Source organism: Streptomyces sp. NPDC049627, from assembly GCF_044465645.1.
Classification (GTDB): domain Bacteria; phylum Actinomycetota; class Actinomycetes; order Streptomycetales; family Streptomycetaceae; genus Streptomyces.
This window is the reverse complement of sequence record NZ_JBITLW010000010.1, coordinates 57,471-74,704: the sequence shown is the minus strand read 5'-3', so window position 1 is coordinate 74,704 and position 17,234 is coordinate 57,471. Positions and strand designations below refer to the sequence as shown.

General features: G+C 71.6%; 11 protein-coding genes. 8 read left to right on the top strand and 3 right to left on the bottom strand.

The genetic code is table 11. The annotated features are described in order from the left end of the window. Positions 1–89 precede the first annotated feature (89 nt). A complete protein-coding gene (locus ACIBU0_RS26765) occupies positions 90–3,845 on the top strand; it encodes a trypsin-like peptidase domain-containing protein (RefSeq protein ID WP_398822985.1) in 3,756 nt (1,251 codons plus the stop codon). A gap of 146 nt (positions 3,846–3,991) precedes the next feature. Continuing rightward, on the top strand, positions 3,992–4,939 hold the full coding sequence (locus ACIBU0_RS26760; protein WP_398822982.1) for a bifunctional riboflavin kinase/FAD synthetase: 948 nt from the start codon (positions 3,992–3,994) through the stop codon (positions 4,937–4,939). Positions 4,940–5,006: 67 nt separating this feature from the next. Here the strand turns inward: ACIBU0_RS26760 and ACIBU0_RS26755 are convergent, their stop codons facing one another. The 3 genes from ACIBU0_RS26755 to eccE all read right to left on the bottom strand — a co-directional run bounded on the left by ACIBU0_RS26755 (position 5,007) and on the right by eccE (position 10,622). After that, complete coding sequence (locus tag ACIBU0_RS26755; protein WP_398822979.1) at positions 5,007–8,195, bottom strand: SCO5717 family growth-regulating ATPase; 3,189 nt, start codon at positions 8,193–8,195, stop codon at positions 5,007–5,009. Positions 8,196–8,427: 232 nt separating this feature from the next. Then, entirely contained in the window at positions 8,428–9,300 is an 873-nt protein-coding gene (locus ACIBU0_RS26750) for a hypothetical protein (protein WP_398822976.1), read from the bottom strand. Beyond that, the gene (gene eccE / locus ACIBU0_RS26745) at positions 9,300–10,622 is read right to left on the bottom strand and encodes a type VII secretion protein EccE (protein ID WP_398822973.1); all 1,323 of its coding nucleotides are present in this window, start codon (positions 10,620–10,622) and stop codon (positions 9,300–9,302) included. The genes ACIBU0_RS26750 and eccE overlap by 1 nt, the downstream gene beginning before the upstream one ends. Positions 10,623–11,036: 414 nt before the next feature. On the opposite strand from eccE, the gene eccB reads away from it, so the two are divergent. The 6 genes from eccB to ACIBU0_RS26715 all read left to right on the top strand — a co-directional run bounded on the left by eccB (position 11,037) and on the right by ACIBU0_RS26715 (position 17,223). Continuing rightward, positions 11,037–12,623: a type VII secretion protein EccB gene (gene eccB, locus ACIBU0_RS26740; RefSeq protein ID WP_398822970.1), complete on the top strand. Its 1,587-nt coding sequence runs from the start codon at positions 11,037–11,039 to the stop codon at positions 12,621–12,623. 217 nt (positions 12,624–12,840) lie between these two features. Continuing rightward, positions 12,841–13,152: a WXG100 family type VII secretion target gene (locus ACIBU0_RS26735; RefSeq protein WP_398822967.1), complete on the top strand. Its 312-nt coding sequence runs from the start codon at positions 12,841–12,843 to the stop codon at positions 13,150–13,152. 124 nt (positions 13,153–13,276) lie between these two features. Next, complete coding sequence (locus ACIBU0_RS26730; protein ID WP_398822964.1) at positions 13,277–13,567, top strand: WXG100 family type VII secretion target; 291 nt, start codon at positions 13,277–13,279, stop codon at positions 13,565–13,567. Between the two features lie 233 nt (positions 13,568–13,800). Next, positions 13,801–15,180, top strand: a complete 1,380-nt coding sequence (mycP, locus tag ACIBU0_RS26725; RefSeq protein ID WP_398822961.1) for a type VII secretion-associated serine protease mycosin — start codon at positions 13,801–13,803, stop codon at positions 15,178–15,180. Positions 15,181–15,254: 74 nt separating this feature from the next. Continuing rightward, the gene (locus ACIBU0_RS26720; protein ID WP_398822958.1) at positions 15,255–15,623 is read left to right on the top strand and encodes a hypothetical protein; all 369 of its coding nucleotides are present in this window, start codon (positions 15,255–15,257) and stop codon (positions 15,621–15,623) included. 37 nt (positions 15,624–15,660) lie between these two features. Further along, positions 15,661–17,223, top strand: a complete 1,563-nt coding sequence (locus ACIBU0_RS26715; RefSeq protein WP_398822955.1) for a hypothetical protein — start codon at positions 15,661–15,663, stop codon at positions 17,221–17,223. The last annotated feature ends 11 nt before the right edge of the window (positions 17,224–17,234 follow it).

Below are 17,234 nucleotides of genomic sequence, written 5' to 3'. Positions count from 1 at the left end.
ATCTGTCCCGCTGATCACATCGTGCCTACCGTCGAAAAAACGGGGCGTGAGTGTCTGGGCGTACGGGCGCGTGGCGGGGAGGTTCGACGATGGCGGGACGGGGCCCGCGGGATGCCGGGACGGGCGGGTCCGAGAAGGACGGCTGCGCATGGCAGCCCCGCCGCTCCCAGGCCCACGGCGACGCATGCCCGGACGGAGACGGCCCGGGCGCCCGGGTCCGTGACGAGGCTCTGGTCCGCATCCACGACCTGGCCGGGCGGCCCCGCGGCCTCGGCTTCGTGGCCGACCACCACGGCACCGTCGTCACCAGCCACGAGGTGGTCGACGGGCTGTCCCGTCTGGTCCTGCACGCTGCCGAGAGCGGGCGGAGCTGTGTGGTTCCCGGGAGTGCGGTGACCCCGCTGCCCGAGCTGGACCTGGCCCTCGTACGCACCGAGGGCCTGGGCGTGCAGCCGCTGCCGGTGACCGTGCGGGAGCGGATCGAGACCGGCGCCTACGTCCGGATCGCGGCCGGCGGGTGGCGGGTGGCACGGGTACTGGGTGCGGCGTCCGTGACCTACACGGCGACCGGCGGCTTCCAACTGCTCGACGGCGCCCTGGAGTTGGCGATCGGCACGGCAGGCCGGGATGCGCTGCGGCTGGGCGGAGGGGCGGCCGGGGGGCCCGTGCTCGACGCCGGGACCGGGACGGTGGTGGGCGTCCTCGGCACGGCCCTGCGGTCCGGTGACCGTGACGCCGGGTTCGCCGTGCCGCTGCCGGCCTCCGCTCCGGCCGACGGCCCGCTGGCCGAGCTGCTCGCGGAGAACGCGGCGACCGTGCCGGCGTACGGGGCCGACCTGAACCTGGCGGGCGTACTGGAGCTGACGGCCACGTCGGTCGGGCAGGACGGTCCGCCCGGGGCGCCGGCCGGCTGCGTCGGCCGTGGGGAGGCCGGGGGAGCGGGGGCGGTGGTTCCCGTCGAACGGGCCTCGGTGGCAAGGGAGTTCGACGCCTTCGCCGAGAGCGGGGCCGCGGTTCTGGGCCTGGTCGGGCCTCCCGGCAGCGGCCGTACGACCGAACTCGCGGCCCTGGCCGCCCGCCGCCACCGCGGCCCGGAACCGGCGCCCACGCTGTGGCTGCGCGGCGCCGACCTGAAGGACGACGACGCCTCGGTGGCCGACGCCGCGCGCCGGGCACTGGCCCGGGCGGCCCGCATCGTGGCGGCGTCGGCCTCCTGCGATCCCACCACCCTGGGCGACACGACCCCCGAACGCCTGGCCCGCCTCTCCCACACCACCGGCCGCCCCCTCCTGCTCCTCCTCGACGGCCCCGAGGAAATGCCCCCACTCCTGGCCCACCGCCTCGCGGACTGGACGGCAGGCACGGCACGGTGGCTGCGGGAGACGGGGACGCGGTTGGTGGTGGCGTGCAGGGCGGAGTACTGGGAGGGGGCGGGGGCGGAGTTCGGGGAGGAATTGCTGTACGAGGCCGGCGAGTCGGAGGGCGAGGAGGCTGCGCCGCGCGACGCCGGTCCGTGCATCTCGGCCCGTCCGGCGTTCGAGGGCACCGCCGCGGGCTCCCGGCGCCTCCCACCGTGCGTGCCGCTCGGCGACCTCACCCCCGAGGAAGCCCGCCACGCCCGCATCCGCTACGGCATCCCGGAAACGGCCCTGACCGCCCCGGACGCCCGCCACCCCCTCACCCTGCGCCTCCTCTCCGAGGTCCGCGCCGCCCTCCCCGGCACCCCCCACCCCCCACTCGACCGCGACGACGTCCTCTCCGCCCACCTCGACCTGATGTGCCTGCGCATCGCCGTCCGCCTCGCCGCCGAGAACGGCCTCCGCGGCACCGCCGTACGCCGCCTCGCCGCCAAGGTCTCCGGCCAGGTCCACGAGGCCGCCCGCCGCAGCCTCGGTCCCGGCCAGGGAGAGCTGGACCGCCCGTCCTTCGAGGACGTGTTCCCCTGGGGCCCGGCCCCGGCGAGGCTCGGCGGCGGCACCGGCTGGGCCTCCGCCGTCCTCACCGAGGGCCTCCTCGTCCCCGCCGGCAACGGCTACCGCTTCGCCCACGAGGAACTCGCCGACTGGATCCAGGGCATGCACCTCGACCTGGACGAGGCCCTCCGCGCCCTGGTCCACCGCCGCCCCGCCGAACCCGACGCCATGCACCCCGTCCCCGTGCCGCACCACCGCATCGGCCCCGTCGTCCAGGCCCTGCTCCTCCTGGCCCGCCAGCACGGCACCGCCCGACTCGCCCGCCGCCTGGAGGAGTTGACGCACGCCCTCGACGCCGACCGGCACTCCTGGTGGGCCGCCCGCCTCCTCGCCGAGACCCTGCTGGGCGTCCCCGACGCGACGCCGTACCTGGACGTACTGCGCCTGCTCGCCGACCGCATCGTGGCCTGGCGGCACCGGGAAACCCCCGCACCCCCGGAGTTCCACCCCGACTTCTGGACCGCCCTCCGCCTCCCGGACACCGACCGCTTCGCCCTCCTGCGCGAGCTGGTCCGCGCCGACGGCCCACCACACGAGACAGACGGCGTCCCGAGCGACACCCTCCCGTCCGCCCCCTGCCCGCGGCGGGGCTGTCCGGCCCGTGGGCACCTGTGGTGCACGGCCTGCCCACCCGCGCCCGAATCCACCGCATCCCCCTCCCGCACCCCCCGCTACCTCGACGCCGCGGCCCACCTCCTCGCGACCACCCCCACCGCCGTACAGCCCCACCTCACCCGCTGGTTCGACGACGACCGCCCCCTGCCCGCCACCCCGCAGGCAACCGTCGCCCGCGCGGCCCAGGCCCTGCTCTACGCCCACCGCCACCGCGCCCTCGACGACCTCACCGAGACCCTCGTCGACACCGCGCACCGCAAGGCCGACGAACTCCTCGCCGTGCTGGCCGAGGAGGAGCCGTCCGCCGTGTGCCGGGCCGTCGACCGCTGGGCGCACGACGAGCGGCCCGGGCGGCGCGTCGCCGCGGTGGCCTACGGACTGCGCGCCGCGCCCCACGTCCACACCGAGGCCGACCGCGAGCTCCTCCGCTACGCCGCCCTCGCCCTGCTCGCCCGCCCCACCGACTGCACCCTGCACGGCGGCGCGGTCGCCCTGCTCGTGCGGGATGCACACACCCGTGCCCGCCACCTCCCGCAGGCCCTGGCCATGTTCGCGGACGCCGACCCGCACTTCCCGCCCAGTGCCCTGCTCGCCGCCCTGCCCACCCACCCCGAACCGGTCCTGGACGCCTTCCGCGACCGCCTGAACCGGCCGGACCCCGGGCAGGCCCTGCGCACCCTCGCCGACGTCACCACACCCGGTCTCGCCCTGCGCGTCGCCGCCCTCGTACGGGAGGCGGTCCAGCGGCACCCCGAGACCGCCGCCGACGTGGCCGCGTACGTCGACCGGCGCCTCGACCAGGGCCCCGCCGCACGCGCCGTACTCCTCCCGCTCGTCACCGATCTGCTGGGCGGCGGCACGGAGCAGGTGCGGGCCGCCCTCGCCGCCGTACTCGCCCTGCCCGGCACCGCCGCCTCCCGCCCCCTGCGCCGCGAACTCCGCAACGTCCTCCTCGACCGCGAACGCGCCCCCGCCGTCCTGGACGCCTTTCTGCACGCCACCGTCCAGCGGAGCGGCGACCGGGCGGACGACGACCTGCGCGGCCTCGTCCACCACACCGGCCTGCTCCTCGTCCGCACCCCGGACGGTGCGGCCCGCTTCGACCGGGGCCTGGTCGACCTGGGCCGCCGTGTCCCCGGCTTCGCCGGGCGGGTCGCCGGGTGGCTGACCGACGCCCCGCAGGAGTGGGCGCCGGTCGTCGGCCCGAGCACCCGCCGGATGATCGAGAACCTGTCCGGCGTCCGAGTTCCCGCATGACCGGCGCCTCGTCACGTGCACCCGGTCACAGCCACCATGCCGATGCGGGCCCGAGGCGTCCGGCATGGCACCCTTAGACCTGCGTAAGAGCGTCTGAGGCACAGACGGACACGGGTTCGACGAGTTGGCGACAAGGAGCAGGCACAGTGCAGCGCTGGCGTGGCTTGGAGGACATCCCCCAGGACTGGGGGCGCAGCGTCGTCACCATCGGCTCCTACGACGGAGTGCACCGCGGGCACCAGCTGATCATCCGGCATGCCGTGGACCGCGCCCGTGAGCTGGGCGTCCCCGCCGTCGTCGTCACCTTCGACCCGCACCCCAGCGAGGTCGTCCGCCCCGGCAGCCACCCGCCCCTGCTGGCCCCGCACCACCGCCGCGCCGAGCTGATGGGCGAACTGGGCGTGGACGCGGTGCTGATCCTGCCCTTCACGACCGAGTTCTCGAAGCTGTCGCCGGCCGAGTTCGTGGTGAAGGTCCTGGTCGACAAGCTGCACGCCAAGGCGGTCGTCGAGGGCCCCAACTTCCGCTTCGGCCACCGAGCGGCGGGCAACGTCGAGTTCCTCGCCGAACAGGGCAAGATCTACGACTTCGAGGTCGAGGTCGTCGACCTGTACGTGACCGGCGAGGCGGGCGGCGGCGAGCCGTTCTCCTCGACCCTGACCCGGCGCCTGGTCGCCGAGGGCGACGTCCAGGGCGCGGCCGAGATCCTGGGCCGTCCGCACCGAGTGGAGGGTGTCGTCGTACGCGGGGCGCAGCGGGGGCGGGAGCTCGGTTTCCCGACCGCCAACGTCGAGACGCTGCCCCACACCGCCATCCCCGCCGACGGCGTCTACGCCGGCTGGCTGCACGCCCAGGGCGAGGCGATGCCGGCCGCGATCTCCGTCGGCACCAACCCGCAGTTCGACGGCACCGAGCGCACGGTGGAGGCGTACGCGATCGACCGGGTGGGGCTGGACCTGTACGGCCTGCACGTCGCCGTCGACTTCCTCGCCTTCGTGCGCGGCCAGGCGAAGTTCGCGTCGCTCGAGGCCCTGCTGGAGCAGATGGCCGAGGACGTCAAGCGCTGCCGGGAGCTGATCGCGGCAGCCGAGTAGCCGTTCCTACCACGCCGAAGGGCGGCCGGTGCCTGTCGCGCACCGGCCGCCCTTTCGCCGTTCACCGCTACTGCTGCGTCCAGCCGGGCGGTACGACGCCCTGCTGCTGCGATTGCTGCTGCTGCGGGTCCTGGGGCGGCGCCGGCTGCTGCTGCCAGCCCTGGCCCGGTGCGGGCTGCTGCGGCGGCTGGCCCCAGCCCTGTCCCGGCTGCGGGGCGCCACCGGGCTGGGCGTAGGGCTGGTGCTGCGGCTGCTGCTGCTGAGGCGGGTAGCCCTGCTGGGGGTGCTGGTCGTACCCCTGCTGAGGGTGCTGCTGGTACTGCATGTTCGGGTTGCCGAAGCCCTGCTGCGTCCGCGCGATGTCCTCGGCGATGAGCGCGGCGAGGTCGAAGTAGGCCTCGCGCGTCTTGGGACGCATCATCTCGAGGTCGACCTCGGCGCCCGCGGCCAGGTGCTCGTCGAACGGGATCACCACGACACCGCGGCAGCGGGTCTCGAAGTGCGCGACGATGTCCTCCACCTTGATCATCTTGCCCGTCTCGCGGACACCGGAGATCACGGTGACCGACCGCTGGACCAGGTCGGCGAAGCCGTTCGCCGACAGCCAGTCGAGCGTCGTCGAGGCGCTGCTCGCACCGTCCACCGACGGCGTGGAAATGATGATCAACTGGTCGGCGAGGTCCAGCACCCCGCGCATGGCGCTGTAGAGCAGACCCGTACCCGAGTCGGTGAGGATGATCGGGTACTGCCGGCCCAGCACGTCGAGTGCGCTGCGGTAGTCCTGGTCGTTGAACGTGGTGGAGACCGCCGGGTCCACGTCGTTGGCGATGATCTCCAGACCGGAGGGCGCCTGCGAGGTGAAGCGGCGGATGTCCATGTAGCTGTTCAGCTGCGGGATCGCCTGCACCAGGTCACGGATCGTCGCACCCGTCTCACGCCGGACCCGTCGGCCGAGCGTGCCGGCGTCCGGGTTGGCGTCGATCGCGAGGATCTTGTCCTGGCGCTCGGTGGCGAGCGTGGCGCCCAGCGACATGGTCGTCGTGGTCTTGCCGACGCCGCCCTTGAGGCTGATGACCGCGATCCGGTAGCAGGACATCACCGGCGTACGGATCAGCTGGAGCTTGCGCTCCCGCTCCGCCAGCTCCTTCTTGGCGCCGAGCTTGAAGCGCGACGGGCCCTGGTTGTTCTTGCGGGCCTTCGGCTGGTTGCGCAGCAGGCGGTCGGAGGACAGCTCCACGGCGGCGTTGTAGCCGAGCGGCGTGCCGGGCGCGGCTTGCTGCTGCTGGGGAGCACCGGGACCGGCCTGCGGTCCGGGCGGGGCGCTCCAGCCCTGGTTGCCCTGGTGGGCCTGGTTGCCGTAGGCGGCGGGCGGCACAGCCGGGTTGGGCTGGGGGTGTTGCTGCGGCGCCTGCTGCTGCTCGGGCTGGACCGGAGGCTGCTGGGCCGGGTGGCCGGGCTGCTGCTGGGCGGGCTGCGGGTAGCCGTAGCCCGCCTGCTGCGGCTGCTGTTGGGGCGGGTAGCCGTAACCGGCCTGCGCGGGATCGGGCGCCTGCTGCGGATAGCCGTAACCGGCGGGCGGCTGTACGCCCTGCGGCTGCGCGGGCTGAGGTGCCTGCTGCGGGTAGCCGTAACCGGCGGCCTGCGGCTGGGCGGGCGGCTGCGGTTGCGGTTGCGCGGGCTGGGGCGCCTGACGCGGGTCTACCGGGGCGGGCTGTCCGGCCTGCGCCGCCGGGTAGTGCGGCTGCTGCGCCGGGTGGCCGGGCTGCTGCTGGGCCGGGCCGAACCCGCCCTGCTGCGGGGTGGGGTGGCCGGGATGGCCGGGCTGCGGCTGGGCGGGTGCCTGCTGCGGGTAGCCGTATCCGCCGGCCTGGGCGGCTGCGGCCTGTGCGGCGGCTGCTGCTGCGGCTTGCGGGTCCGGGTGGCCAGCCTGCTGCGGTGCTCCCTGCGCGGGGTCCGCGGGCACGAAGCCCTGGGGCAGCGGAGGCAACGCCTGGTTGGCCTGGGGCGGCGCGGGGACCTGTCCGGCGGGCTGCGCCTGCGGCTGCTGGGGCGGAGCCGTGGGCTGTCCCTGAGCCGGCGGCTGCGGCTGAGCCGTGGGCGGCTGTGCCGGGGCCGCGGCGGCCGGGGCGGGCTGCGCCTCCGGCTCTGCCTGCTGCTCCGCTTCAGCAGTCCCGGGCGCGGGCTCGGGCTCGGCATCGGGCTGCGCGGGGGAGTCGTCGGACTGGGCCGGCGTGGTCTCGTCGCTCTCCGCGTCGGTCACGGACGCGGCGGCGTCACCCGACTCCGCCTCGTCGCTCCGCTGCTCCTCCGGCTCATCGTCGTCGGCACCGCCGAACAGCCGGGCCGCCTCGGCATCGGCGGCGGCGTGGTTGAGCTCGTCGGGCTGCACAGTCAACGGCTGGGAGGGGGCGGGCTGTTCGGGTGCGGGCGCCGCCGGGACACCGGCCGCCGGGGTGGCGGTCGGGGCGGGGGCGGCCGCTGCCTGGGCGGCCTCGTCGACCGGGCGCAGCACGGGGAAGCCGGGCGCGGCGGCGGGCGGTTGGGCGGGGGCGGGCTGTGCGGGCGCGGCGGGCGCCGGGGCAGGCGTGTGCTGCTGCGCGGGGGCGGCGGGCGGCTGGGCAGGGGTGTGCTGCTGGGGGGCGCCGAAACCGCCGGACGTGTCGCCCGGCTGAGGGGCCCCGAAACCGCCGGAGGTGTCCTGGCCGGGCTGGGGCGCGCCGAAGCCACCGGGGGTGTCCTGGCCGGGCTGCTGGGGGTAGCCGTAACCACCGGAGGTGTCCTGGCCCGGCTGTTGGGGATAGCCGTAGCCACCGGACGTGTCCTGCCCGGGCTGCTGCTGGGGATAGCCGTAACCACCGGGCGCTGCAGCGGGGGCACCCCCCGGCGTGGACTGCTGCTGCGGGAAGCCGTAGCCACCCGGAACCGCGCCCTGCTGGTTCGCGCCGGGCACGCCCGGAGCCGGTTGTGCGGGCTGGGCGGGCGGCTGCGCCGGTGCGGACGCGTGCGATGCCGGACCCTGCGCCGCGGGGCCGCCCGGCGGCCCGGTGGGCGAACCGATGGGTGGGCCGGTCGGCGGTGGTGGCGAGGTCCGCGCGGGGTCCTCCTGTCCGCCGCTCGCAGCGCCACCCTGCGTGCCTTGGGCGTACCAGGCGGGAGGCGTGTAGACGATTTCGAACTCGCCGGTGAGATCGACCTCGTGATCGTCCCCGTCCGAGGTCGGGCTCCCGCCGTTGTACTCGGACCGATCCCTGTTCACTGCTTGCCTCCTGGTCAGCCACTGCTGCTGAGCTGGTCGTCGTCGCGGCCGGGCGGACCGAGTGGCGAGTCCCACGCGACTGCGATCGTCACCGCACCACCAGAAGCCTAATCACTCGCATGGCGGGACGGAAAAGCCCCCATGGGCGCGGACGGAAACGCCCTATGGGCACGACTTGTCCGCTTGTCCGCCCCCACCGCGGGAGACGACGCCGCGTCAGGCCGGCGACGCGTCAGTCCATACGGCGGGCGACGCCGAGCAGACCCGTCTCCGCATCCGTGGGTTCGGTCATGACGAACTTGTGATGCTTGCGAGTGCACCACAGGGCGACGCCGTCGTGAAGGGTCGGAAGGTGCTGGAGATGCTCCTCGGGAACACCCAGCGTGTCCTTCACCACTTCGGTCTCGTACGGCGAGATGCGCTGGATCCCGACGAGATGGGCCTGCGCCAGCCAACGCGGCGCGTGCTCGCTGACGAACGGCAGCACCGTCACCACGGCCTGCCACGGCACGGACGTCACCCGCCCGCGGGGCGGTCGGATACCGCAGTCCCGGAACAGCACGACCGGACTCGACACCGACGGCCCCTGCGCGGGCACCCGGCCCACCGGATAGACCGTCACACACTGCTGGCCGCCGCCGGCCGCCTGGGCCAACTGCTGCCAGGCCTGCGGACGTCCGGTCTCGACACCGACGCGCGCACCCGTCGCGGCGGCGCGCAACGCCAGCACCTGGGCGAGCCACAGACCACCCACGAGGACGACGTCGAACGGAGTCGGACGGGACAGCCCGAGCACCGCCGGCTGCGACTCCGGGTCGGTGCCGATGATCACGCCGTCGTCGCCGAGCGGCATGCTGATCGCCGCGAGTTCGTCGGCGGTGACGACATGGCGGTTGCGGCGCGGCCCGCGCAGCCCGAATCCCGGGCTGACGATGCGGCGTTGCTGCTGCGGCGGCTCCGGCTGCCGGATGATCGGGATCATGCCGGTGTCGGTGGGCGAGGCCACGTGCGCGGGCGTACGTCCGGGGTTACGGCCCTGCTGTCCCTGGTTCTGTCCCTGTCCCTGGTTCTGTCCCTGGGGCATGGTCGGAGCGGGGTAGGACATCAGTACGTACCTCCGAGCGGCAGAGTGGCGAGGGCTCCGGGAACCTGCTCCCGGTCGAGACGGACGAGGCCGACCTTCGCGGCACTCGCGGCCCGCTCCAACTCCCGTCCCACCTGGCCGAGTTCACTGTCACCGCGGGCGGTGACGCGGATGTGCCCGGAGAGGGAGACACCCCGGTTGCCGGCCTTGCTCAGGGTCATGCTGAACGTCGTGGCGAGCACCGGCAGCGAGGTGAACCGGGTCACCAGCTCCGGCAGCGCCACACCGCCGCCGCCCAACTGCGGCCACCGGGAAACCCAGTACGTCGTGTGCCACCGGTCGTCGACCCGCCAGGTCCGCACCGCCTCGACCGTACGGCGCTGGGTCCGCCCGTCCTGGCCGTGCTGCGCGTTGGCGCGCGGGTTCAGGCAGCTGGACGTGGCGAGGGCGTGCACCAGCTCGGTCTCGTCCAGGAGCGTCGCCTTGAAGCCGGCGCCGGCCAGGCGGCTCGCCAACTGGTCGGCCACGCGCAGCAGGGCGCGCTGAGCGCCGGGAACGCCGTCCCCGCGGGCCTGCACCGCCTCCGGGCACAGCTCCGGGTCGAGCTTGAGGGCGACCCACGTGAGCCGCAGCGCGGGGGCTCCGGACTGCGCCTGGAGGGGGCCGTACGACCGTGCGGCGAGCGACTGCTGCGGCAGGTGCGGCGCGGGTGCGGGCTGCGTGTGCTGCACGACCTGCACCGAGGCGAGGCGGATCCCGTCCACCTCCAGGGCGTCCTGGATCAGCCGCAGCGGCAACTGCCGCCCGGCGGCCGCCGGACGCAGCGGCTCGTCGCTCGGCTGCACGAAGAGCACGGCGGTCAGGAAGGTGCCGTCGCCGATCATCCCGATCGACCGGTCGTCACGCGACACGAAGCTGTACGTCCGCAGGGCGGGGTCGCACTCCACGACGGGAACCAGCATCGCGTCCGTCCCGGGCGGCACGGGCACCTTGGCGTCGCGCCGGCGCTGCCTCAGCGCGCGCGACGTCTCGTACCACTCGGGCAGCGGACGGCGGCCCCGGCGCAGGACGGCCAGGAGCAGCAGCAGCGCCGCCACGACACCGGCCGGGACCAGCAGCCAGGACTGGTCGGCGGCCCAGGCGGCCAGCATGACCGCCGCCGCGAGCTCCACCAGGATGAGTTGCTGCAGCCGTACCGGGCCCAGACCGCCGGGGCGGGGCAACGTGCGCGGCGATGCGGCCACCGGGGCGCCCTGGGCAGCCGACGAACGTCTGCCGCCGCCCGGACCCCCCTGTTGCTGCGGTGCGCGGCGTCCGCGCCGAGTGCTCGTAGCGCTGGTCATCCCCCGGGACATCCCTTTCGCGAAGTTGTGGCCGTTCGAAGTAATGGCCGTTCGATGCAGCGGCCGTTGACCGGGCCCACATCGGCAATACGAGTGGCTCACGGTACCCGCTGCGGAACTCGAGGCGACACAGGGGACACCGAAACCCCAGGTGACCAGAGTTTCACGGACCGGCCCCGCATGGTGGAGCGCTGTCGTGAAGCTCTGTGAAGATGCGGGGTCGGCCGCACACCTGATGAATCACCGTCGCGTGGCGCAGGGCATAGTAGGTGCCTGCGTGAGGCGAAGCGGCGTTCAGAGCGCGATCGGGTTCATCACAAACGCGATCGAGTACCGCCGAACACCGCGAACACCGCCGAGTACCGCAACACGATCGAGCATCACAGAGCATCACAAACGGGAGAAACGGGGACCATGGCAAAGCGTCGGGATGAGCTCGCCGCCTACACGTTCGCTCGCAAGCGCACCGTCGCGGCGTTCCTGGCACCGTCGCCGGGCGGCTCGGAGGAAGGCGCGCCGCGTCCCGTCCGTACGGTGATGCCCTCGCTCGCGGTGGGCGTGGTGCTGGTGATCGGCTTCGTCGCCTGGGGCGTCATCAAGCCCTCGGCGCCCAAGGGCTGGGACACGCCGGGCGAGTACATCATCGTCGACAGCGACTCCACGACGCGGTACGTGGTCCTCGACCCGGACCCGAAGGACGGCAAGGTGGAGAAGGTCCTCCACCCGGTCCTCAACTACGCCTCCGCGAAGCTCCTGCTCGACAAGGGCAAGGGCACCGTCCTGGAGGTCCCCGGCAAGGAGATCGACAAGAGCGGCATCCGGCACGGCGCGACCATCGGCATCCCCTACGCCCCCGACCGGCTGCCCTCCAAGGACGACGCGCAGAAGCCCAAGACCTGGGCGGTCTGCGAGCGCCCGGCCCCGGGCAAGGAGGGCGCCATCGACCGCGCCGTCTTCGTCTTCGACGCCGACGACGCCAAGTCGCTCGAGAGCTCGGGGAAGGTCAACCCGCTCGAGGCCCTGTACGTCAAGGAAACCGAGACCGGACGCGAGTACCTGGTCGACGGCAACGGCACCCGCTTCCGGCTGGGCGGCGAGGCGGGCCTCGACAACACCTCCATGGAGAAGCTGCGCACCGCGGTCATCGGCAGCAGCGCCACGGCTCAGGCGCAGCCGGTCAGCAAGGAGTGGCTGAACACCCTGAACCCCGGCCAGGACATCGACTTCCCGACGGTCCCGGGCGCCGGTGCCGCGACCTCCGTCCAGGGACTGCCCGGGGTGACCACGGTCGGACAGGTACTCAGGGCACGGGACGCCCAGAACGAGCAGTTCTACGTCGTCCTGAAGGACAAGGTCTCCGTCATCTCGCCCTTCGTCGCCGCCCTGCTGGTCGCCCACGACGGAACCAGCCCCGTCAAGGCCAGCACCCCGGAGATCATCGAGGCCAACGGCGGCTCGGCGGACCGCTTCTACGACGACAAGGGCTGGCCCCTCACGGTTCCCAGGCAGGCCAACCCGGCGTCCTCGCCGAACGGCCAGGCCCTCACCACCTCGTGCAGCGTCTACAAGGGCGCCGTCGAGAACGACAAGCCGCAGCTCGCCGCCTGGGCCGGCACCAACTACCCCAAGAAGGTCATCACCGACTCCCTGAGTGCCTACGTCTCCTCCGGCTCGGGCCTCCTCTTCCAGGAGATCACCGGCGCGACCGGAGGCGGCGGCGCGGTGTACCTGCTGACGGACACGGGCCTGAGGTACTCGCTGCCGGCGAGCAACGACAGCGAGGCGGAGGGAGGCGCGGCCGGTTCGTCGTCTTCTTCGTCTTCGTCGTCTCCTTCGGGCTCGTCGGGAGGCGGCGAACCGACCGAGACGGACAAGGCGCGCACCCGGCTGGGCTACGAGGACGTCTCCAAGCCCGCGTTCGTACCGCAGACTTGGGCGACGTTCATCCCGAAGGGCCCCATGCTGGACACGACGAGCGCGGCGCAGCCGCAGAGTCAGTGACCGGCCAACGGGCGTACGGGCAAGCACACTTGAAGGTAAGACGGCGTACGTGTCACAGGATGATCGCTCAAGTGTGTGAGCCGTGTAACTGATTGGTCTTGCCTGTGGTTGAGTGACAGGCTGACGATAGAGTGTTTGCAGCGCTCAAGCGTGCGAAGCTCCTCCGGGCACCGGCAGTGGTATCCCGGATCAACGACGACATGGGGGAAGGTTCATCATGGCCGGCCAGTTCCGGGTAACAGAGGACGAACTCACCAAGCTCTCCAGCGACATCAACACCGTGAACGGTCAGCTGCAGGGCGAGATCCGCCGCCTCAACGGAGTGATCGACCAGATCGCCGGCGGATGGCAGGGCCAGGCGGCCCAGTCCTACCGCCAGCTGCAGGACCGCTGGAACTCGGATGCGAAGAGGATGAGCGACATCCTCAACGACATCAAGGAAGCCGTGGACTCCACGCGGAGCAACTACTCCGCGTCGGAAGAGCAGCAGAACTCCGAGATCAGCAAGATCATGTCGGACTTCGGCTGATCGAGCCGGTTCGGGTCTGAAGTGCATCGGTCCGGCGCCGACGACCGGCGCCCCGAAGCGCTTCAGCTCAACAGCTCTTACTGATCCTCACCACCGACTTCCTTCGATTTCTTCCTGAAAGGGAATGACGATGTCGATCCTCGTCAATTACGCAACCATCACCAACGCGTCCACGGACGTGAAGTCGACCGCCGGCCGCATCAAGCAGCAGCTGGACGACCTCGAGGCCGCCGTCAAGCGTGTCGCCAACAGCTGGGAAGGCGAGGCGCAGGAGGGCTACCAGCGCAAGCAGGCCGAGTGGGACAAGACCGCCGCGGACCTGCACGCGACCCTGCTGAAGATCTCCACCGCGCTTCAGGCGGCGGCCGACAACTACCAGGCGACTGAGAAGAGCAACACCAACGCCTGGGGCTGAGCCCGTCGGCGCTCCGAGGGACATGGCATGAAGGGAATCGGCCCAGCGGACGCCACGGCGACCGCTGGGCCGACCTCTGCTTCAGGGTCGTACACATCACATTCGGGGTTGCACACAGCAAATCCCGAAAACATTCACACTCATCGCCACACCCGCGACACCTACATGACTCAGCTTCGAAGGAAGCAAGGCAGCAAGGAAGCCCTGGGGGGCCTGAACAGGAGGGGCCTGACGTGAAGGGCCGAACAGCCCGCTCGCGTAGCCGCACCGGCCGCACCGGCCGCAACAGTGGAACCCGCGCACTGCAGCGGGTTTTCGGCGTGCTTGCGGCGACGGGGATCTGCCTTGCGTCGACGTCCGCCGCGCCGCCGGCACTGGCGGACACGGCGGTGCCCACCCGGCTCGCGGACTCAGACGCCCCTGGCTCGGGCGGCTCCGGCTCGGGCGGCTCGGGCTCTGGTTCTGATCGCCCCGACTTCGGTCTGTTGGCGAGCACGGAGTGCGTCTTCGGCGGTGACGTCATCAAGTCCACGCCCTGGTCGCTCCAGCGGATCCTCCTGGACCAGCTGTGGGGCCAGGCGACGGGCAAGGGCGTCACGGTCGCGGTGATCGACACCGGCGTCGACAAGTCCAACAAGCAGCTGACCAGCGCTGTAGCAGGCGGCAAGAGCTACGTCGACGGCTCCGAGACCAAGGACATCGAAGGTCACGGCACCCGGGTCGCGGGCATCATCGCCGCCCGCCCGCTCAGCGGCACGGGCTTCGTGGGCATCGCACCGAAAGCCAAGATCCTCTCCTACCGCTACACGGGCGGGGACCAGAAGCAGGGCAACTCGCACACGATGTCCCAGGCGATCAGCGCCGCGGTCGCCGCGGGCGCGAGGATCATCAACATCTCCTCCGACACCGCGAACAAGGAAGACAACGACGAGCTGCGGGGCGCCGTGGCGGCAGCCGTGGCGAAAGGCGCCCTGATCGTGGCAGCCGCCGGCAACGACGGAGCGGACGGCAAGTCCGCGAGGACGTACCCGGCCGCGTACGACGGCGTCCTGGCGGTCGCCGCCTCCGACCGCAACGACGAACGCGCCTTCTTCTCCCAGTCGGGCGACTTCGTGGACGTAGCGGCCCCCGGCGTCGGCATGGTCTCCACCGTCCCCACGGGCGGCCAGTGCACCGCCGACGGCACGAGCTTCGCGGCGCCGTACGTCGCGGGCGTCGCGGCCCTGCTGAAGGAGAAGCACCCGAACTGGGAGGCGTCCCAGATCGCCACCCGCATCGAGGAAACGGCCCAGCGGCCGGGGCGGGGGCCCAACCGGTACATCGGGTGGGGCGTGGTCGACCCGGTCGCCGCGTTGTCGGACGACTCCGAGCCGGGGACTTCTCCGAAGCCGGATCCGCCGGTTGTGGCGGGGTCCGGTGGGGTTGTGCCGATGGCCGTGACCATGGGCGAGAGCGAGGCGGAGCGGGAGCGCCGGGTAGCTATCTATGTGCTGGGCACCGGGCTTGCGTTGGCGCTTGTGGTTGCGGGGAGTGGGGTGGCTGTGCGGGACTGGCGTAGTCGGCGGGACCGGGAGTCCGGAGGGGCTGTGCGGGCGAGGCGCGCTGCTGGGTAGTAGCTGGGTCGGGCATGACTTGGGCACCTAGTGGGTGCTGACAACTTGAGATACAGGGGAGAGGACAACGGGGTATGAGTAACGGGATGCGGGTTGATCTGAGCGCGCTGGATGAGGTCATCCGGAAGCTCTGGCGGTTGCTGGACGACATGGACAAAGCCGGCACCACGTCGAAGTACGACACGACAATTCCGGAACACGCCTTCGGTCAGACTTCTGGTGAAGTTGTGTTCCAGGAGGCCAAGAATCTCCACGCGGCTCAGGCCGAAATGAAGACCAAGATCGAGGGCATCATCAAGAAGCTCCACGAGTTGATCGACGATTTCAGCACGAAAACCTCGAAGGTCCGGGACAGGTACAACAACGAGGAACATGAGATCAAGAAGGGCGTCGGGGGCGACTCGGGCGGCTCTACCAAGGGCCGGCTGGCACAGACGAACTAGTTGAGTTCCGGAAAGTACTGACGAGGGGAGTGGGGTCATGACCGATGCGGGAACAGAGTACAGGTCAGGCAAGCAGATGGAGGAAAGCAACAACAAAGCGAGGAGCGAAGAACAGAAGAACGAGCATGACCGACTCGTTGAGTCCGACCAGGTCGCGCGCAAAAACGTGCCCTACAACCGCGCGACCGAGAATGGGAAGACGCCGTTCGTTGAGTACTCGGTCAACGGCTTGCGCAAGATGATCATGGATTCCCAACCTGGAAAGATTTCGGAGGTTGGAACCCACTGGAAAATGGTCCACAACATCCTGTCCGGTGGCGACGGTGATGGCGCCACCGGCGGTGTGGACCAAGTTTCCGCGAACGACAGCGTCGCCGGGATGCTCAAGAAAGCTGTCGAAGACGTCCGTGCACACTGGGAAGGCTCAGCAGCCGAAGCATTTGAGCGTCGGGCGAACGAAATCGGCGTCCAGATTCGGAACGGGGCTGCACACGCCAATTTCACGGCGGAGCAACTCTTTGCGATCAGCAAGGACCTCGACGCCGCCAAGAGCAAGATGGCAGACATTCACGAACCGTCCAAGCTGGAGAGCGCGGGCGACAAAATGAATGACAACAGCAATCGCGATGACACCCAGGCGCACAAGGACCTGGCTGCGGGCGTCAGCGCTGGCACCGTTGCCGAGGCGAACGAGAAGAACCTGTCGCTGGGGATGGAGCGTCGCCTGCAGGCCATGGCGGTGATGGAGGAGCTGGCGGCCAACTACAAGGTCTATGGGCAGAACCTGAAGAGTGGCGGGACTTTTAACGAGAAGGAGGGTGTCACTCCTCCGAGTAATAACGTAACAATGCCTCCTCCGATTACAATGCCGAGTGCTTCGGGGGGAGGGCCCGGTGCAGCTCGTTCGGGTAACAAGCCGTGGAGCGCAGGTTCCACGGCCAGCATCAAGCCAGCTCCCGCTGTGCCTCGAGATGCCGGTATTACGGGAGGCTCTCAGCTCCCGGCAGCCCGCACGAAGGTGGATGGCATCTCTCCAGGCCTGACGGGGACTGGCCCGAGCACGGGCCCTGCCGGTGTCAGCGGCGGTAGCGGTGGCCTCGGTACCGGAGGCACTCAGGGCCCAGGTCCCATCGCTCCTGGCGGAGTGTCCGGTCTTGGACGAGGCGCCGCCGCACGGGGCGGCATCGGAGCCATGGGCGGTCGTGGTGGTCTGGCTGGCGGTGGCGCGGCAGCGGGCCGCGGCGCAGGAGGCCGAGCCGGCATGGGCGGCATGGGTGGTGGCGGTGCTGGCGCGGCTGGCCGGGGCGGTGCTGGCGCTGGCGGTCGTGGAGCCCTCGCGAAGTCCCGCGGCGGCGTGGTGGGCGCAGCCAAGGGGGTCACAGGCAAGGGCGCCGGCGGCGGCGCCGGTTTGCACGGCAGCCGGGGCGGAACTCAGCGCGGCGCCGGAGCAGGCGGAATGGCCGGCGGCATGGGCGGCCGCAACGGCCGAAGGTCTGAGGAGAACAGCCAGGGGGACCGTCCCGACTACCTGGTCGAGGACGAAGAGACCTGGATTTCGGAAGAGGACCGCAACCGGAACGTACCGCGGACCATCGAGTAGTCACACTAGCG